20 protein-coding genes are annotated in these 18,864 nt (G+C 38.6%); 7 read left to right on the forward strand and 13 right to left on the reverse strand.

The window, feature by feature from the left end:
• Positions 1 to 2: 2 nt before the first annotated feature.
• Positions 3 to 872: a 1,4-dihydroxy-2-naphthoyl-CoA synthase gene (gene menB / locus HMPREF2810_RS01995; RefSeq protein ID WP_002383695.1), complete on the reverse strand. Its 870-nt coding sequence runs from the start codon at positions 870 to 872 to the stop codon at positions 3 to 5.
• 110 nt (positions 873 to 982) lie between these two features.
• On the opposite strand from menB, the gene HMPREF2810_RS02000 reads away from it, so the two are divergent.
• A complete protein-coding gene (locus HMPREF2810_RS02000; protein ID WP_156190052.1) occupies positions 983 to 1,363 on the forward strand; it encodes a PaaI family thioesterase in 381 nt (126 codons plus the stop codon).
• Positions 1,364 to 1,432: 69 nt separating this feature from the next.
• Here HMPREF2810_RS02000 and HMPREF2810_RS02005 read toward each other — a convergent pair whose 3' ends face one another.
• Entirely contained in the window at positions 1,433 to 2,032 is a 600-nt protein-coding gene (locus HMPREF2810_RS02005) for an aggregation-promoting factor (protein ID WP_002355317.1), read from the reverse strand.
• Between the two features lie 817 nt (positions 2,033 to 2,849).
• Between HMPREF2810_RS02005 and HMPREF2810_RS02015 the strand changes: the two genes are divergently transcribed.
• Together HMPREF2810_RS02015 and HMPREF2810_RS02020 are read left to right on the forward strand one after the other, a co-directional pair.
• The gene (locus tag HMPREF2810_RS02015) at positions 2,850 to 4,331 is read left to right on the forward strand and encodes a peptide MFS transporter (RefSeq protein ID WP_002383692.1); all 1,482 of its coding nucleotides are present in this window, start codon (positions 2,850 to 2,852) and stop codon (positions 4,329 to 4,331) included.
• A gap of 105 nt (positions 4,332 to 4,436) precedes the next feature.
• Positions 4,437 to 4,637, forward strand: coding sequence for a hypothetical protein (locus HMPREF2810_RS02020; protein ID WP_002383691.1), 201 nt, complete (start codon positions 4,437 to 4,439; stop codon positions 4,635 to 4,637).
• A 59-nt stretch (positions 4,638 to 4,696) separates the two neighbouring features.
• On the opposite strand, the gene HMPREF2810_RS02025 is transcribed toward HMPREF2810_RS02020, so the two are convergent.
• The 6 genes from HMPREF2810_RS02025 to HMPREF2810_RS02050 all read right to left on the reverse strand — a co-directional run bounded on the left by HMPREF2810_RS02025 (position 4,697) and on the right by HMPREF2810_RS02050 (position 9,529).
• Positions 4,697 to 5,485 carry a gluconate 5-dehydrogenase gene (locus HMPREF2810_RS02025; RefSeq protein WP_002355302.1) on the reverse strand — a complete coding sequence of 263 codons (789 nt, stop codon included), beginning with the start codon at positions 5,483 to 5,485 and terminating at the stop codon, positions 4,697 to 4,699.
• Positions 5,486 to 5,506: 21 nt separating this feature from the next.
• Positions 5,507 to 6,346 (reverse strand): 5-dehydro-4-deoxy-D-glucuronate isomerase, encoded by an 840-nt coding sequence (kduI, locus tag HMPREF2810_RS02030; RefSeq protein WP_002355301.1) that lies wholly within the window; start codon positions 6,344 to 6,346, stop codon positions 5,507 to 5,509.
• A gap of 12 nt (positions 6,347 to 6,358) precedes the next feature.
• Complete coding sequence (locus HMPREF2810_RS02035; RefSeq protein WP_002383690.1) at positions 6,359 to 7,366, reverse strand: sugar kinase; 1,008 nt, start codon at positions 7,364 to 7,366, stop codon at positions 6,359 to 6,361.
• 4 nt (positions 7,367 to 7,370) lie between these two features.
• Positions 7,371 to 8,018 carry a bifunctional 4-hydroxy-2-oxoglutarate aldolase/2-dehydro-3-deoxy-phosphogluconate aldolase gene (locus HMPREF2810_RS02040; protein WP_002383689.1) on the reverse strand — a complete coding sequence of 216 codons (648 nt, stop codon included), beginning with the start codon at positions 8,016 to 8,018 and terminating at the stop codon, positions 7,371 to 7,373.
• Positions 8,019 to 8,178: 160 nt separating this feature from the next.
• The gene (locus tag HMPREF2810_RS02045; protein ID WP_002355294.1) at positions 8,179 to 8,931 is read right to left on the reverse strand and encodes an IclR family transcriptional regulator; all 753 of its coding nucleotides are present in this window, start codon (positions 8,929 to 8,931) and stop codon (positions 8,179 to 8,181) included.
• 130 nt (positions 8,932 to 9,061) lie between these two features.
• Positions 9,062 to 9,529 carry a MerR family transcriptional regulator gene (locus HMPREF2810_RS02050; RefSeq protein WP_002383688.1) on the reverse strand — a complete coding sequence of 156 codons (468 nt, stop codon included), beginning with the start codon at positions 9,527 to 9,529 and terminating at the stop codon, positions 9,062 to 9,064.
• A gap of 142 nt (positions 9,530 to 9,671) precedes the next feature.
• On the opposite strand from HMPREF2810_RS02050, the gene HMPREF2810_RS02055 reads away from it, so the two are divergent.
• Both HMPREF2810_RS02055 and HMPREF2810_RS02060 read left to right on the forward strand, forming a co-directional pair.
• Positions 9,672 to 11,147, forward strand: coding sequence for an MDR family MFS transporter (locus HMPREF2810_RS02055; RefSeq protein ID WP_002383686.1), 1,476 nt, complete (start codon positions 9,672 to 9,674; stop codon positions 11,145 to 11,147).
• Entirely contained in the window at positions 11,147 to 11,851 is a 705-nt protein-coding gene (locus HMPREF2810_RS02060; protein ID WP_002383685.1) for a DUF4811 domain-containing protein, read from the forward strand. The genes HMPREF2810_RS02055 and HMPREF2810_RS02060 overlap by 1 nt, the downstream gene beginning before the upstream one ends.
• Positions 11,852 to 11,905: 54 nt before the next feature.
• Here the strand turns inward: HMPREF2810_RS02060 and HMPREF2810_RS02065 are convergent, their stop codons facing one another.
• From HMPREF2810_RS02065 to HMPREF2810_RS02075, 3 genes are read right to left on the reverse strand one after another with little or no spacing between them, the layout of a single operon-like run.
• Positions 11,906 to 13,135 (reverse strand): ABC transporter permease, encoded by a 1,230-nt coding sequence (locus tag HMPREF2810_RS02065; protein WP_002389717.1) that lies wholly within the window; start codon positions 13,133 to 13,135, stop codon positions 11,906 to 11,908.
• Positions 13,132 to 13,842: an ABC transporter ATP-binding protein gene (locus HMPREF2810_RS02070; protein ID WP_002383683.1), complete on the reverse strand. Its 711-nt coding sequence runs from the start codon at positions 13,840 to 13,842 to the stop codon at positions 13,132 to 13,134. The genes HMPREF2810_RS02065 and HMPREF2810_RS02070 overlap by 4 nt, the downstream gene beginning before the upstream one ends.
• Before the next feature lie 9 nt (positions 13,843 to 13,851).
• Entirely contained in the window at positions 13,852 to 15,030 is a 1,179-nt protein-coding gene (locus tag HMPREF2810_RS02075) for an efflux RND transporter periplasmic adaptor subunit (protein ID WP_002383682.1), read from the reverse strand.
• 320 nt (positions 15,031 to 15,350) lie between these two features.
• On the opposite strand from HMPREF2810_RS02075, the gene HMPREF2810_RS02080 reads away from it, so the two are divergent.
• On the forward strand, positions 15,351 to 15,989 hold the full coding sequence (locus HMPREF2810_RS02080; RefSeq protein WP_002383681.1) for an NAD(P)H-binding protein: 639 nt from the start codon (positions 15,351 to 15,353) through the stop codon (positions 15,987 to 15,989).
• A 78-nt stretch (positions 15,990 to 16,067) separates the two neighbouring features.
• On the forward strand, positions 16,068 to 17,183 hold the full coding sequence (locus tag HMPREF2810_RS02085) for an NAD(P)/FAD-dependent oxidoreductase (protein WP_002383680.1): 1,116 nt from the start codon (positions 16,068 to 16,070) through the stop codon (positions 17,181 to 17,183).
• A 68-nt stretch (positions 17,184 to 17,251) separates the two neighbouring features.
• Here HMPREF2810_RS02085 and HMPREF2810_RS02090 read toward each other — a convergent pair whose 3' ends face one another.
• On the reverse strand, positions 17,252 to 18,406 hold the full coding sequence (locus HMPREF2810_RS02090) for a mannitol-1-phosphate 5-dehydrogenase (RefSeq protein ID WP_002383679.1): 1,155 nt from the start codon (positions 18,404 to 18,406) through the stop codon (positions 17,252 to 17,254).
• A 14-nt stretch (positions 18,407 to 18,420) separates the two neighbouring features.
• Positions 18,421 to 18,858, reverse strand: a complete 438-nt coding sequence (locus HMPREF2810_RS02095) for a PTS mannitol transporter subunit IIA (RefSeq protein ID WP_002355279.1) — start codon at positions 18,856 to 18,858, stop codon at positions 18,421 to 18,423.
• Positions 18,859 to 18,864 lie beyond the last annotated feature (6 nt).

The following is an 18,864-nucleotide window of genomic DNA, read 5'->3' on the forward strand; positions in this document are numbered from 1 at the left end:
GTTTATGGGAATTTAGGGAATTGATCGAAATCTGGTGTCCGTTTTTCTTTAAATGCATCTCGGCCTTCTTGTGCTTCAGCCATTGTATAGTAAAGAAGTGTCGCATCACCAGCTAATTGTTGCACACCAGCCAAGCCATCTGTATCGGCATTTAAAGAGGCTTTAATCATCCGTAAAGCAATCGGGCTTTTGGTTAACATTTCTTCTGCCCACTCCATTGTCACATCTTCTACTTGATCCAATGGAACAACGGTATTAATCCAACCCATATCTAAAGCTTCTTGGGCAGAATATTGTTTACACATAAACCAAACTTCTTTTGCTTTTTTATGGCCGATAACACGCGCTAAGTAACCTGAGCCGTATCCACCATCAAAGCTACCGACATTTGGTCCTGTTTGCCCAAACTTAGCATTTTCCGCCGCAATTGTTAAATCACAGACTAATTGTAAAACATTGCCGCCACCAATGGACCAGCCTTTCACCATTGCGATGACTGGTTTGGGAATGACACGGATTAACCGTTGTAAATCTAATACATTTAAACGTGGAATATTGTCTTCGCCAACGTAACCACCATTACCTCGAACTTTTTGATCGCCACCAGAACAGAATGCTTGGTCACCTGCGCCTGTTAAAATAATAACCCCGACATCTTCTTTATCACGACTAATGTTGAATGCATCAATCATTTCCATGACTGTTTTTGGTGTGAATGCGTTGTGAACATGCGGGCGGTTGATAGTAATTTTTGCTACTTTGCCTTCTTGCTCAAATAAAATTTCATCATATTCTTTAATTGTTGTCCAGTTTCTCATTAGGAAACCTCCTTCATTAATCTCATCTTTTCTATTATACACAAGAATCGGCACTTTAGAGAAAAAGTCGCTTGAATTTTAAGAAAAAACATGGCTATTTCAAATTTTCTTCATTCCTGTATAATAAATAAAAAACCTTTTATTCTCTCTTTTATTAGAAAGGACTGATTACTATTCATCTTTTAGAGTATTTAGGCATCACGATTCAACAGGTTTCTGCTGAGAAATGTCAGCTTACTTTAGCGGTAAAAGACGTGCATAAACAACCCTATGGCCTTGTCCACGGGGGCTTAAACGGCGTCTTAATTGAAACTGCCTGTAGTTTAGGTGCGAACGAAAACGTTCCTGAAAACACTTTTGCTGTCGGCATAGACTTACAAGTAAATCATCTTCGTAGTGTCCATGATGGTAGCCTTACCGTGATTGCGACACCCGATCACTCGGGAAAGACCCTTCAAGTTTGGGAAGCAAAAATTTATAACGCAGACCACCAATTGACGAGCGTGGGGCGCTGTACCTTAACAAATCGACAAAAAAAACAGTAATCTTTACAGGTTACTGTTTTTTTGTTTATGGTTTTTAATAAGTAATTAGATTACTTCGTTTATTTAATTTTAGTACCAACCATTTGCTAACCAGAATGATTTAGCTGCATCCCATGAACCATAGCGACCTGCTACGTACTGATCTGCCACGCGTTCTTGGTTGGCAGGTGAATAGTCACCATTTAAATAAGAGGCAGATAATTGGTAACGACCGATATACTGACCGTTTGTTGCATCGTAAGAACCACTAGATTCACGTTGTGCGATCCACTCTTTTGCATCACTGCTTGCGGCAGGTGCTGCTGGTTGCGCTACTTCTTGAGCAACAGGTTGTTGTACTTCTTGTTGTACTGGTTGTGCAACAGGTTGTTCAACTACTTGTTGAACTGGTGCAACTTCTACAGCTGGTGCTGGAGTATTAGCAACTTCTTTTTCTGAACGAATAACTAATTGTTCTCCTTCAAAAATTAAATCAAGGTTTGGCAATTTGTTATCAGAAGCAATTTTTTGAATTAAGCTATTGTCTCCTGCAAATTGATGAGAAATTGTTGATAAAGTATCTCCTGCTTTAACTGTATATAAGCTTTCTGCGTTTGCGTCTGTTCCTAAGAATAATCCTAAACCTGCGGCCAAAGTTGTTCCAAGTAAAATCGTTTTGATTGATTTCATGTATGTTTCTCCTTTGTAATTAAAAATATTTGATTGTTGCTCTTAGCTCTCGGCAACAACCACGTCTGCTTCGCTTTATCGAAACGACTTCACATACTTTATCATCGAATGGCCGGCCGTAGGTGAATATCTCGTGACAATTTATTACTAGAATGTCGGTTTTGTTACATTTTGTAATAAAAAGCTACTGGAAGCTTGATATTACCCTGTTTATATTTTGCGAAAAAAAGTTAAAAAAACAGGATTTTATTTTCTAGAAACCGTTTTCTAATCCTTGATTAGCCATTAAATGTCGGTTTTTTTACATTCGTTTCAGTCAAAAAGTAACAAAATGTTAAAGATACTAGACATGAGAATGTTTTTTTTAAAAACTCACGCCTAAAAAGAACAGGTGTTTTCTTTGAATTTTTTTATCATTCACTATTTTTATTTTTCCTTCTATTATATAGATAAATTTTTTGTCGTATTCGCTTTTTCGATTCTGAAAAAACACTAAGCACTTCCTATTGAAAAAAAAGAGTTAAACAAAAAAATCTTATATTTTGCTTGTTATTTATTCATTTTAATCTTATTCAAAAAAGGAACAGCTAAAGCAACTACGAAAACAAAGTATTGAAAATAAAGCAGAATAAATATTCATTTTTATTGTAATTCACGAATAAAAAACAAATAATCACTCGAACGCTTGTTATTTAAAAACGTAATCAGTTTTTTCTCTTTCTATTTTCCAATCTATGAGTAATAAAATATATGAATCTACATTTAAGTCATTTTATTATCAAATATTCTGAATATTATAAGAATTGGAGTTTTATCTATGAGTGACAAAGAACAACTTGAGAAATTAGACAAATCCTTTCTGGGACAACCGAAAGGACTAGCAACACTGTTCTTCACAGAAATGTGGGAACGTTTCAGTTACTACGGCATGCGTGCTATTCTAATGTATTACATTTACGATACCGTAGCCAATGGCGGTTTAGGTCTCCCCAAAGCAACTGCCTTAGCCATCATGTCCATTTATGGATCAATGGTTTTCATGTCCAGTATCATTGGCGGTTGGGTCTCTGACCGTGTCTTAGGTTCAAGGAAAACTGTTTTTATTGGTGGTTTGTTAATCATTGCTGGACATATTGTTCTCGCTACCCCATTTGGTGTCCCCGCCTTATTCGTTTCTATTATGTTAATTGTATTTGGGACTGGGATGTTAAAACCAAACGTTTCAGGGATGGTTGGCCATCTTTATTCAAAAACTGACTTACGTAGAGATGCAGGCTTCTCCATTTTTTACATGGGGATTAATATCGGAGCCTTAATCGCTCCCCTTGTTGTCGGAACTTTAGGACAAGAATATAATTATCATTTAGGCTTTTCCGTTGCTGCAGTAGGGATGTTCTTCGGGCTACTACAATATTATTTCCAAGGACGTAAATCTCTGGCTGGAATTGGTCAGGCCCCAACTAATCCAATGTCTAAAGAAGAGCAAAAGAAATTTGCTAAAGCATTTATGTTGGCAATTGTCGTTGCTTTACTTATTTTTGGTGGCGCCTATGTCACAGGACATTTAACAATTGATTTCTTTATTAATACCATCAGCGTGTTAGGAATCCTGTTACCTGTTTATTATTTCAGCAAAATGTTAACGTCTAAAGATGTCACTGCTGAAGAAAAACCAAAAGTTCTGGCTTACTTGCCATTATTCTTAGCAGCAATTGTTTTCTGGTCATTGGAAGAACAAGGTTCGTCTATTCTTGCTCTATTTGCAAATGAACGGACGCAAACGAGTTTGTTTGGCTTCCCGATTGCCGCTAGCTGGTTCCAATCATTAAATCCTGTATTCGTAGTTATTTTGACCCCTATTTTTGTTACATTATGGACAAAACTAGGTAAACGTCAACCATCAACAGTTGTGAAGTTTTCACTAGGGCTAGTCTTTGCTGGTCTTTCCTTCGTCCTATTAATGTTGCCAGGTATACTTTATGGTACCGAAGGACGGGTGAGTCCACTTTGGTTATTCTTTAGTTTCTTCATTATGATTGTCGGAGAAATGTGTTTATCTCCCGTTGGCTTATCGATTACTACAAAATTAGCACCGAAAGCTTTCGAAGCTCAAACCGTTGCTATTTGGTTATTAGCAGATGCCGCTTCACAAGCCATTAACGCTCAAATTGCTCGTTTCTATACACCTGGAACAGAGTCAGCATATTTTGGGATTGTCGGACTTGTAGCTGTCGTTGCTGGGATTCTCTTATTCATTGTGAAAAAACCAATCCAAAACTTAATGGGTGACGTCCGTTAAACCGTCAAAAAGTTGCCTTTCTCTTTTTTGAAAGGCAACTTTTTTATACAGCGTTTTGATAACGTTTTCATCAAGTGGTATACTAAATAGAAGGAGGACGAGGACATGCGTTACTTAATTGGCGGTATTTTTTTATTGATTAGTATCTGGCAATTCATTGTTACTGGACGGACATTTTCCTACTTAAAGAAAGAGAGCGGCAAAAGAACCTCACCATTTATTCTGTTAGGACTATGGAGTAGTTTAGTGTTTGCTATTATTTCATTTGCTGTGGCGATTGCTTCTTTCTTTTATGTGAGTTTTTAGTAGAAGGCTAGCCATAAGTAAAGGAGCGAGATTGCTAATCTCGCTCCTTTACTTATTTATTATGGTTGTTTTCCAATATAAGCTAAAATCCCACCATCAACATATAAGATATGTCCGTTAACAAAGTCAGAAGCGTTAGATGCTAAGAAAACTGCTGGGCCAGCTAAGTCTGCTGGTGTGCCCCAACGATTAGCAGGTGTTCGTCCCAAGATGAATTCGTTAAATGGATGCCCTGGTTCTCTTAATGGCGCCGTCTGTGGCGTTTCAATGTAGCCAGGTCCAATCCCATTACATTGAATATTATATTGTCCATATTCAGAAGCAATATTTTTCGTTAACATTTTTAGTCCGCCTTTTGCTGCCGCGTACGCACTAACTGTTTCACGACCTAGTTCACTCATCATTGAACAGATATTGATAATTTTGCCATGACCCTTTTCAATCATATCTGGAATAACCGCTTTTGCCATAATAAATGGCGCATTCAAGTCAACATCAATCACTTGACGGAACTCTTCTGCTGACATCTCCACCATTGGAATTCGTTTAATAATTCCCGCATTATTGACTAAAATATCAATAGAGCCGACTTCTTCTTTAATCTGAGCAACCATCGCTTGAACTTGCTCTTCATCAGTGACATCACACACATAACCACGTGCTTCAATCCCTGCAGCCCGATAATTTTCCAAGCCTTGTTCAACTGATTCAGGAGATAAGTTATTAAAAACAATTGTTGCTCCTGCTTCAGCTAGGGATTTCGCAATCTCAAAGCCAATCCCATAAACAGCACCTGTAATTAACGCTACTTTTCCATCTAATTGAAAATCATTCATTTTAAATTCCATGTTTTCTCCTCTTTCTTTAGTTTATTTTAATTGATCCATTGCAACCATATCCATGTCTGTGTACGTAATATTTTCTCCGCACATGGCCCAAATAAAGGAATAATTACTTGTACCAACCCCAGAATGAATTGACCAGCTTGGTGAAATAGCTGCTTGTTCATTACTCATTACTAAATGTTTCGTTTCGTCTGGTTTACCCATCATGTGGAAAATCCGCGTATCTTCTTCCATATCAAAATAAACATACGCTTCCATACGACGTTCATGTGTATGACAAGGCATTGTATTCCAAGCGCTACCTGGTTCTAAAATGGTGTAGCCCATTTGTAACTGGCAACTTTCACAAACGTTCGGATGAATGTATTGGTAAATTTTACGTTGGTTCAATGTTAATGGATCACCCGTTTCCATTGGGGTAATTTCATCAATACTAATTTTTACGTTGGGATATTTATGATGTGCTGGAACACAACTAATGTAAAATTTCGCTGGATTATCAGGGTTTTCTGAAGAAAAACGAACATGTTTTGTTTCTTTCCCAATATAATAGCCATCTTGTTTTTTCATTGTTTCTTTGGCGCCATCAATTTCAATAAAGCCTGGTCCCCCAATATTAATAACCCCTAGTTCACGGCGTTCTAAGAAATAGTCAACCCCTAATTCTTTGTCCAAAATAATTTCTAATTCTTCTGTGGTCGGTGTCACACCACCAAAAATCATCCGATCATTATGTGTGTAGGTTAAGCTGATTGCACCTGGAATAAAAACTTTCTCTACTAAAAATTCATCTCTCAATTGTTCTGTTGAATAGTGACGGATATCCGCCGGACTATGTGTATAACGTGTTTCCATATTTTGCATAACTAAAATCTCCTATCTATTTATTTTTCCTGAGCCCGTTGCCAAAAAAGCAAGGACTTCTTTTTGACTAAATTGATTACAATCACCATGGACAGTATGTTTTAACGCACTAGCCGCTGTCGCAAAATCAATGCAGGTTTGTGGATCATAGGCAGCTAATAAACCATGTAAAACCCCACCAGCAAACGCATCACCGGCACCGACACGGTCAACAATCGGTTGTAATCGATGACATTTGGACGTATAATACGCACCTTTGTACCATAGCGTTCCGATTAATTCATTATCTGTCGCTGAGTGTACTTGACGTTTGGTTGAATAAAATACTTGAATGTTGGGATAACGTTCTTGCATTTTTCGGTAGTACCACGTTAATGCGTCTTCAAGTTCTTCCTCTGGTTCTGGAATCTCCAGTAAATAACGAGCATCTAATACCCCAGCTGAACAAATATCAACAAATGGAAGAATGGCCTTCAATGCCACGCTCGCTTCTTTCTGGGACCAAAGTTTCCCTCGATAATTAATGTCAAAACTTACTTGGCACCCTGCTTGCTTCGCTGCTTTAACTAGCGCAACCGTCATACTTTGCCACGTTTTTGATAACGCCGCTGTAATTCCTGAAATATGAAAGATCTCTACTCCTGAAAACAGCTCATGTAAGTCCCATTCCATTTCTTCGATTTGAGCAAAGCTTGAACAGGCGCGATCATAGACAACACTGGCTGCTCGTTCTCCTGTACCAGTTTCCAAGTAATATGTTCCTAGGCGTGTTCCGCCAGTTCGTACAAATTCCGTTGAAACCCCATAACGACTTAAATGCTTTTTGGCGGCTTCTCCTAATGAATTATCGGGTACTTTACTAGCAAAAGTCACTTGGTGGCCATAGTTCGCTAACGAAATCGCTACATTCGCTTCACCACCGCCGTAATGTACAGCGAAATTTTCTGTTTGTGCTACGCGTATTCCGACAGGCGTGGACAAACGCAACATGATTTCTCCCAATGTTACGACTTTCCCCATGTGCCTACACCCCTTTGATTGCTTGGAATTTTTCCATATAGGCTTGGGCAACCTCACGAACTTTTTCAAAATCCCCAGTTGCTGCTGGCGCTAACAGATTGCCACCAACACCGACGGCCGTCACACCTGCAGCAAACCACTCGGCCATATTTTCCAAACTGACACCACCCGTTGGCATAATATTTAACTGAGGCAATGGCGCTTTAAATGCCGAAATAACTCTCGGTCCATAAACACTTCCCGGAAATAGTTTAATAATATCTGCTCCGCTTTTCAGTGCTTCTTTCATTTCTGTGATGGTCATACAGCCTGGCAAGTAGGGAACTTGATATAAATTGCAAATTTTAGCGGTTTCTTCATCGAAGCTTGGACTCACAATATATTCAGCCCCTGCTACAATAGCTAAACGAGCAGTCGTAGCATCCAAAACTGTCCCCGCACCAATGACTACGTCAGGATTTTCTTTGTATAACGCAACTAATTCCTGAATCACTTCTGTTGCTTGAGGAACAGTAAAGGTTAACTCAATCCCCCGCATACCGCCTGCTACAATAGCTTGACTAGCTTTTAGCGCTTCCTCTTTTGTCTTTCCGCGAACCACAGCAATCACGCCAGCATTTTCTAATTTTTGTAAAATTGATACTCGCTTCAACAGACTCCCTCATTTCTTATTTAGAAATATATATTTATTATAAAGAAATTCACAACTTCATTATACAGATAAAAAAAGAAAATGCAAACGTTTTTATAAAAATAAAAAAAGAAAGCCAAACAAAAATCTCAATCGACTTTTGTTTGGCTTTCTTTTTATACTATAATTTCGCTTCAATCGCTGCTTTTGTCGCTAAAAGGGCTTGATTAATCGTCGTTTTATTTTCCTCTGTCAAACGATATTTCGGCATGCTTACACTAAAAGCACCCGCAATTTCGCCATCTTTCATTAAAGATACTCCGCTACAGAAAATATCTTGTTCAATTTCTTCATCATCGTAAGCAACCCCCGTTTGTTGCACTTGTTTTAATTCTTTTTTCAAACGCAAGGGATTGGTAATCGTATTTTCGGTATAGGGAATTAATGTCTGCGTATCTAAATATTGTTGCACTTGTTCTTCCGAAAATTCTGCTAAAACGGCTTTACCCATGGCCGAATTATACAAAGGTCGAGTAATTCCCACTTTCGAAGACATGCGAATCGTTTGATTTTTCGGTTCTAATTTATTGATATACAGAATTTCATTATTATTTAAAATCCCTAAATGAATGGTTTCATCGACCGTATTTTGAAGGTTTTCTAAATAAGGTACCGCAATTTCAGCTAAATCGATTTGCTCCACACTTTGATTCGCATAGCGAATCAATTTTGTTCCTAAGCGGTACGTCTTGTTCGTGTCTTTTTGAACATAGCCAATTAATGTTAAGGTTTCTAAAATTTTGATTGCCGTTGATGCCGTCATTTCGGTATTCTTTGCAATTTCCTGTAAGGTTTGATCGGGTTGTAAACTTAGACAGTCCATGATTTTAGCCGCTTTTAACAAGACTGTTCCGTAAGGTTTTGTTTCTTTCATCGAAACCCTCCTTTTCCATATAAGAAATTATATAGAAAAATAAAGAAATTGCAAGAAAAAAAGAACTCGAAGATTCATTCAGTAACGTTTTACTTTCACTTCAGGTCTTTCTCCCAGTCCTATTTCATTCTTATTTTCTTTTCTTTAACTCATCAGAAACATCTGCATCCTTAGGAATTAAAAGATACTCACTGACTTCTGTGGTTTCATTAAATACGACATATAATTTTTGTTCTTCATCGAAATCGCCCAAATCAATCGCTACGTAATTGGGACAAACTTCTGAGATACCATGAAACATTTGACTAAAGATTTTTTTCGTCATCCCCACATTACGATGCTGCTCTTCTGCTTTTTCCACCGCACTTTGTAACGTATATCCTTCATCTAAAAAACGCTTGATCCAATGCACTTTGACGACTGTATGTAACCGATATTTCCGTGGACCGTTTGCGTCTTTCGCAATAGAAGAAATATACCCTTTTTCTTCCCAATAACGAAGTTGACGTGGTGAAACTTCAGCAATTTCACTTAGTTCACTAATTCCTATCAACAAATTTTCTTCATTTAATAAACGCTGAATCATTTTTGACCACATTAGTTTAACTTCCTTTCCCTTATCCTTTCCTTAATTGTAGTTTTTTTTACACCTTTGTCAAGTAAGTTGACAAAGATTCTAATTAGTTGTAAAGTAGTTAATACAATTTAATTTGAAACTTACAGAAAAAGGAGCGATATATGTGACTTCACAACAACCTGTGGATATTCACGGAAAACCTTATAACCGGTCGTTACTAGTCGGTGTTTTACTAATCGGAACATTTTGTACGATTTTAAACCAAACACTTTTAACGACGGCCTTACCTACATTAATGAAAGAATTTGATATCTCAGCTTCAAGTGTACAGTGGCTAACCACTGGATTCCTACTTGTGAACGGCATTATGATTCCCATCAGTGCTTGGTTGATTAACAAATTTAGTTCAAAAAAATTATACATAACAGCGATGTCAACGTTCTTAATCGGAACCATCATCTGTTTTGTAGCGCAAGACTTCGGCATGTTATTGACTGGACGTCTTGTTCAAGCCGCAGGGGTCGGCGTATCTATGCCTCTTTTACAAACAATTATGCTTTCAATTTTCCCGCCTGAAAAACGTGGCGCTGCCATGGGCACAACGGGAATTGTTATCGGATTAGCACCCGCTTTAGGTCCAACATTATCTGGTTGGATTATTGATTCTTATACATGGCGTGACCTTTTTGGGATGGTCATTCCAATTGTCGTTTTAGTCCTAATTTTGGCTTCATTCTTAATGAAAAATGTCATCCAATTATCTAATCCAAGTATCGATGTCTTATCGGTCATTCTTTCTACTCTCGGCTTTGGTAGCTTACTTTACGGCTTCTCAAGCGTTGGTGATAAAGGTTGGGGTAGCCCGCAAGTCTATGGATTCTTAATTGTTGGTGCGATTGTTTTATGTCTTTTTACATATCGACAATTGCATTTAGAACAACCTTTCTTAGAACTACGCGTTTTTAAATCAAAAGTCTTTACTGTTGCGGCCATTTTATCTGGCGTAACCAACATGGCAATGATTGGTGCCGAAATGGTTTTACCTTTGTATATCCAAAATATTCGTGGCGAATCTGCCTTCCATTCAGGGTTAATGCTTTTACCAGGAGCGTTAGTCATGGGACTTATGATGCCAGTAACTGGTCGCATTTTTGATAAAATTGGTGCCCGTCGTCTTGCGATTACCGGGATGTTTATTTTAACAGCTGCAACGTTACCGTTTGCTTTCTTAACAAAAGCAACACCTATTATTTATATCATTGTCCTATATGCGATTCGGATGTTTGGTATTTCGATGGTCATGATGCCTGTGACAACTTCTGGCATGAATGCTTTACCAATGAATTTATTAAGTCACGGAACTGCTGTAAACAACACCTTCCGACAAGTAGCCAGCTCAATTGGAACAGCTGTTTTGATTAGTGTTTTAACAAATGTTACCAAAGGCGGCTTACCTGCATCAGACTTATTAAAAACAGCCCCACTCGCTTATCGCGATCAAGCAACAAACGCAACATTAAACGGCTATCACGCAGCCTTCTTCGTGGCAACAATCTTTGGCGTTCTCGGCTTGGCGATTACTTTCTTCTTAAATAAAAAAGAAGCGATGCCGGTTAAGGAAGTAGGTGCAATGAAATAATGATTATTTTTCTTTTAATCCTTTGCGTGTTAGGCTTTGCCTACACAAATGTATTTGGCCGAAAAGTCTGGCATAAATTCTGTATGGTTATTTTTGGTTTAGGCTTCTTAGCTTCGTTAAGTCTTATCGTTTTAAACGATAAAGATCATTTTGGTATGACCGAAGTTACTCAGGACAAAACGTTTGAACTAAAAAGCAGTAGCGCAAGCAAAGATGGCCCCAACATGTTATTGTACCAGCCGTTGGGCGATGGTTCCGAAAAAGTTTATTTATATAACACACCAGATAAAAAGAAACTACAAAAAACAGGAACGGAAAACGTCACAAACACAGTTCAAAAAGATGCTCAAAAAGCCACATTAGTCCAAAAAACGACGAAATGGTCCTATCAAGAGTCTTGGGGCAAAACACTATTTGGCCTTGCTGACAACGATAACCAATTTGCAAAACAAGAAAACACCTTCAACGTTGCTAGTGACTGGCTAGTTTTAAGTGCTGATCAAGCCAAAAAATTAGGCGAATATATGGAACAACATGCCGCTGATATCAAAAAAGAAGGGACTGAAACAGTTGGCAAAAAAATGATGGCCGCTATGATGGCGAATCCATCAATGTCCCAAGAAGAACAAGCGAAACTCACCGAACAATATACCAAAGAGTTTCAACAAGAATTGATTCAGAAAATTCTTAGTGATATGAAATAAAAAAGCGAGCTTGATAGGATCATCAAACAAGATGCGACTACCAAGCTCTTCTTTTTAATTATAAATCGCTTTAATCGGATCCATCCTCGAGGCACCAATTGCTGGAATAATCCCGAAAAAGATACCTGTGAAGACCGAAACCAATGTTGAAATGGCAAAGATGGACGGCGTAATAATTGGCGTAATCGAAATATACCCACCGACCACAGTTGCCAATAAGTAGCCGCAGCCGACACCGATCAAACCACCAATCAATGTGATAAACGCTGCTTCCATTAAAAATTGGAATAAAATGACTCGTGGTTTAGCACCAATGGCCCGACGAATCCCGATTTCTCGTTTCCGTTCCGTGACAGACACATACATGATGTTCATGACGCCAATTCCCCCGACTAATAGGGAGATTGCAGTAATTGCCATCAGAAACATTGTCATACCCGTGACCATTTCTTCCATTTGTTGTTGGAGTTGTTGGTCTTGGTCGTTTTCTTTAAACGTTCCTTTCACTTCAGGATGATTTTCACTTAAAATGGTGATTGCCTGTCCTAAAATTGCTTCACGGTCCGCTCCCTCACGAACTTTAATATTGATGCCACTAATTGCTTTTGTTTTCGCTAATTTATTGTATGATTCTCGAGAAACAAAACTGCTCATAGCAGTTGCCCAATCATCGTTCATACCCAAACTATCTAAATCTTTTGGTGCTAAAATACCAATCACCTTGTACATATAACCACCAATTGAAACAGCTTTTCCAATGAGTTGGCTAGGATCATCAAGCCGAATTTGCGTTTCAAAGATATCATGATTTAAGACAATCGCATCTGTATTTGCATCGCTCGGTTGAAAATCACGACCATATAAAATATCATTCTGCCCTTTAGTCGACGTAATGGATAAATTCGCCTGCGCCCCAAAATAATCCATTGGTACAAACAAATTGTCTCCGCCCCCCATCATTGATTCACCATATTGAGGATAAATACTTTCAATTCCTTGAATGTCTTGTAATTTTTTCAAGTCCACACGGCTAAACGTATAATCTGGCTCTTCATAGGACATAAAATTGTCACTGCTACCATCCGACATTGTATAATGAATCTTCAAAACATCCGCGTTCACTGCACTGGATGCCTTCACAACTTGACGCTTCATCCCTTCACCTAGCGCAGAAATCGTTACGACTGATGTAATCCCAATAATAATCCCGACCATCGTTAAAAATACCCGCAACTTATGCGCCTTTAAGCTTAAAAAAGTACTAACAAATAAATTAGCAATCATCTAATCACCTCTTCTTCCAAAAAGCGACCATCTTTCATATGAATCACTCGTGAGGCATATTTTTTCATATCTTCATCATGTGTCACCATGACAATTGTTTTGCCCTGTTCATTCAATTCTTTCAATAATTCCATAATTTCTGTACCCGTTTCACTATCCAATGCCCCAGTCGGTTCATCAGCCATAATCAATAATGGATCATTCACCAAGGAACGAGCAATGGCTACTCTTTGTTGCTGTCCTCCAGAAAGTTCAGTAACTTTTGATTTGGCTTTTGTTTCCAAACCGACAATTTTTAGGTATTTTTCAGCAATCGCTTTTTTCTCAGCGCGGCTTTTTTTCCCTTCATAAACACAGGGCAATTGAACATTTTGACTAACATTTAAAGAATTAATCAAGAAAAATTGTTGAAAAATAAATCCTAGATATTCATTGCGAAAGGCTGATTTTTTATTTTCAGACAATTTTGAAACATCTGTTCCTGAGAAATGATAACTTCCGTCTGTTAAGCGATCCAAGAAACCAATAATGTTCATCAGCGTTGTCTTACCGCTACCGGACTTCCCCATGATTAAAATGAACTCTCCTTGATGGATGGTCAAGTTCAATTCTTTTAAAACATGTAGTTTTTCCTTACCTACTGGATAGAACTTGTTAATGTCCCGCAATTCAATGAGGGGTTGATTTGTATTGTTTGCTTCCACCATCAAGCCCTCCTATTTCGACGCATCTGTCATTGATTCGTTGGTTGCTGATTCATCAGAAGCAATCGCTGCATCTGATTCCACAATATCACCGACTTTTACTGGTTTTTTTGAAGAAATAACCACTCGGTCGGCTGATTCTAAGCCAGATTCAATCGCCATTTTGTCGCCATTTTCTTGCCCAACTTGGACATCACGACGAATGATGGTTCCAAAATCATTCACTAAAACGTAGGCCTGTTCACCCTCTTTTTGAATTGCTTTTTTCGGTAACTCAATCGCCCCTAAATCGCCTAAATCAATGGTTGCTTGCATATGATAGCCATTTTTGACTTTGTCTAAATTGGCCAACGCAATTTTGACGCTATAACTAGACATCGTTGTGCCGCCCTCTGGATTGCCACTCGCGGCATCGCTGTTGCCTTCAGGAGGATTATCATCGATGTAAGAAATTGAGCCATCCACAACCACATTATTGGAAACAGAAGTTAGTTTAGCTTTTTGCCCAACACTAATTTTAGTCAAGTCCTTTTCATTCACTTTCCCAGCTAAATAAAGATCTTCTGAAGTTAACCGTAAAATCGGTGAGTTGGCATCTTTTACTTCTGGAATTGATACGCGACCTTTGAAATTAGCCTTTGTGGAAATATATTGCTTCGCTCCTAAATCCGCTAAGGTTTCATTGGTGAAGGTAATCTCTTCATCTACTGCATCAACTTCTGTTTGATATTGTTCATTTAAATCATCCCCAGACATCGTGCGGTCTTCTTCTTTAGTTTTATTAAATTTATCAATGGCCCGATTCCACTTATTATAGATATTCGCCCGCTTCGTTTCTAATTTGGCTAAGCTATTTTGTTGTGCCTCAATTTCTTTTGTGACCGACTCATCTTCATAAGTAAATAATTCTGTGCCTGCATCTACGACATCGCCGTTTTTCACCTTAATCTCTGGATCCTTTGTTATTTTTTGATCGCGCGCAAAGGCTTCCATTTGTTCCGGTTGGATGACACCATTAATATAAATTTGCTGCAAGTCAGGAACGTCAAAATAGTCAATTCCCCAGTCATCTTTAGGCGCTTGCTTGACAGCTACTTGTTGTGCATTTTTATTTAACGCATTCACAGTTACGATGCCCCCAACCGCAATTACCGCAACTGCCCCCAATATAATTATCGTTTTCTTCTTCATTTTCTTCGTTTCATCTCCTCATTCTGTCTATTTTCCCCAACAAACTAAATTGCTCGGTCGTTCACTTATACCTATTTAACCATGCTTGAATTCAAGAAACAAGGGCCTTTCTCTAGGCCTTTAGTCTGATTTATTTCATTTTTGTTCATTTTTTTATTTATTTCACGACAATAAACAACCATTGTTGGGTCTTTGTGTTTCAACAATCAAAAAAGGTTATTTTTATGTTATTTATAACTAAACTATGCGCAATCGAGATTTTTTGCTTCTTTTTTTATTTAAGGTACACTAGAAGAAACAATTGAAAGTGAGGGCTTGCCATGAAAGTCATTATTTTTGGCGGTAGCGGTTTTTTAGGTCAACAAATCGCGAAAATTTTAGTTCAACGCCAACATCAAGTCATCAGTGTTTCACGTCATGGAAAGCCTACCACGCTCTCCGCATCTTGGAGCCACCAAGTGCAGTGGGTATGCTCCGATGTTACTCGTGACACGAATTGGCAAGAACAAGTCCAGCGTGCTGACTGGGTCATTGATACAGTAGGTATTTTATTTGAAAATCCACGAAAAAAGAAAACCTATCAACGGCTAATTCTGACGCCCGTGAAAAAAATCAGCTCTTTTTTAGCACAACAAAAAAAGCCAGCTAAGTTTTTATTTATTTCAGCCAATACTGTTCCTTTCCCTTTGAGAAAATATATGGATGCCAAATTGGCAGCGGAGGAACTAATCCACCAAGAAGTCGCCGAAGCGGTGATTTTTTATCCTAGTTTACTTGTAGGTCAAGAACGTACCGGCACCATACTTTTTAGTAAATGTATTTATTTTTTTAAGAAAATCCCCTTTTTAAAGAACTTATTTATTGGCTATGATCCCGTGCCTGTGGCAGAAATGGCACAAGAAATTGTTCACGTTTTAGAAGGCGGCAATTCTATTTATACACACAGAAGGACCCGCTAACAATTTATCTCTCAATCGTCTCTGTCTAGAGGCGGTTTTTTTGTGTTACAATACAACTGTTCGAAGGAGAGAAGAAGCATGAAAAAAATTGCCATTATTGGCGGCGGCATTATCGGAATGACGTTAGCTAATTATTTAGATCCACAAAAATTTGACATTACCGTTTATGATGAAGGGCTCGGCCAAGCGACTAAAGCGAGCGCCGGGATTATTTCCCCTTGGCTATCCAAACGTCGGAATAAGAAATGGTACCAATTAGCGCGAGAGGGCGCTGCCCTATTTCCAAAGCTAGTCAAAGATTTTCAGCTGACGGAGGATATTTATCGTCAATCAGGGACTGTCATTTTGCGCCCGGCAGCCGCTTTGGCAGACTTAGCCCATTTGGCAGAGGAGCGTAAGCAAACTGCACCTGAAATTGGAGAAATCACGATGTTGTCAGCAGTTCAAACAGCGAAGTTCTTACCGCTACTTAAGGAAACTCCCTCACTTTTTATTTCTGGCGGCGGTCGCCTAGATGGACCAGCTTATCTAAACCATCTTCAGAAACGCGCCGAAGCCAACGGGGTCACTTTTTGCTCACAACGGGCGCACTTTCGACAACTGAATCAAGGGTGGGAAATTGTCACAAATTCAGAAAAAAAGAGCGTTGATTTTCTCGCTTTAACACCTGGTCCTCATTTAAAGGAATTACTCGCTACTTTAAATTTATCTGTGGACATTCGTCCCCAAAAAGGACAATTATTAGTTTTCGAGACCCCTTTTACAAACAGTCAGCAATGGCCTGTTGCTATGTTAGATGGCGAAGCCGATTTAATTCCTTTTAATCAAGGAAAAATTTTATTAGGTGCCACCCACGAAAATGATCAAGCCTGGGATTTAGAAGAGACTGTTAGCGCTTTTCAACAACTAACTTCTGGGACTGCGCCATTTCTAAAAGAAGCAGAGCAGCTTTTTAAGCAACCCATGCATTACCGCGTCGGTACACGTGCTTATACATCCGATTTCGCTCCGTTTTTTGGCCCTTTGCCAGAAATGCCCCACCTTGTGGTTGCTAGCGGACTTGGTTCATCAGGACTCACTACTGGCCCATTCATTGGTTACCAATTAGCTGAATACTTCAATACAGGTGCCTTCAAAGGAGAGCTTTATCAAAAACCACTTAGTCAATATGTAAAAAACAACCCCTCACTTTAATCAGTGAGCGGTTGTTTTTTTCCCTTTAATTAAGAAATGTGAAGTATCTTGGTAGAAGGATTTTGTTATTATGCTACTTGTGGTCGCGCATAGCGTTCTACGTTTTGTTTAATATTTTTAACCGTTTCTGGATCTTCAATGCCCGTTACTTCAGCGATCACTGTATCAACACTTTCTTGGTCAAGCATTTCCTGTAATTGACGGCTTTGTTCATCTTCTGGATCATGATAATTAAAGACAATACCAATCATTGCTAATAAATGCGGCGACACTAGATTGCGTTCCTGTAATTCACGGATTGGTCGAATAAACCGTTCTTGCGCACCTAATTTTCTGATTGGTGTCCGTGCTACACGTGTAATAGCATCTGAAATATATTTATTTTGGAAACGTTGAATAATTTTTTCAATATAGGCTGCATGTTCTTGTTCATCAAAATTCCATTTGGCCACTAAAAGTTTACCGGTTTCCTGCAAAACTGATTTGAGTTGTGCTACCACTAAGGCATCCTGCATCGCTTCGTCAATGGTTTGATAGCCTAACAACGCCCCTGTATAGGCAACTGTAGCATGGCCAGTGTTTACACTAAATAATTTTCGTTCAATATACGGCTCTAAATCAGCAACGTAATGAACGCCTTCTAAATGAATCTCTTTGGCTTTTCGGTTGGTATCATCAATGACCCATTCACAAAAAGGCTCAACTTGAACAAAAAGTGGGTCTTCATGTTTTTGTAATGGAACAATCCGATCAACCGCCGCATCAGGAAAACCAATCCATTGTTCAGCATAAGCTGGATTTTTCAAATATTTGGCCACTTCTTCTGCTAAAAAGGTTGAACCACCAATCATATTTTCACAAGCGATAATATCCAGCGGCTTTTGGCAATTTGCTTCGGCACGTGCATCAATTCCTTGGGCAATTAATTCAGCAATTCTTGGTAAAATATTAGGACCAATCGCCGTCGTGACTAAATCGGCTTCCGCAATTGCTTCTACTACTTTTTCTGGTTCTGTCATGTTATTTAACCCAGTCACATTTTCAACGTTAATTTGTTGATGTGAGGCATCAGCCAATTCAATTGTATAACTTTTACGTTCTTTTAACGCTTGAATGATGGTTTCATTAACATCCACAAACGTAATATGAAACCCGTTTTTAGCTAAAATTTCGCCGATAAAGCCGCGTCCAATATTTCCTGCTCCAAAATGTACTGCGTTCATTCTTATTCTCTCCTTTAAGCAATGGCTAAATTTTCTGTTATTTCTTCTTTACTTAATGCGTCGGCAAGTTGCACCACGTTATCCATATCACTACAATAAAGTGCAATTTGTTGGACTAATTGCAAATGTTCTTCACCGACTCCGGCAATCCCAAATAATACGGTAGCTATTTTTTCATCTTCTTCGGTGCCAAAATTAACGCCCTCTGGGACTTGCACTACACAGATTCCTGATTTTTTCACTAATTTTTTGGCTTCTTCTGTTCCATGAGGAATGGCAATAAAATTCCCCATATAAACAGATAGCAATTGGTCTCTTTCAATCATTGCTTCGATATAAGCGGGCTCAACACAGCCTGCCTCGACTAGTTTTTCGCCGCAAAAGCGAATAGCTTCTTCTTTTGTATTAAACTGTTGATTTAATTCAATTGAAATATTCGTAAGATTTTCCATTGTTTT

The organism is Enterococcus sp. HMSC078F03 (assembly GCF_001811595.1).
Lineage (GTDB): Bacteria > Bacillota > Bacilli > Lactobacillales > Enterococcaceae > Enterococcus > Enterococcus faecalis.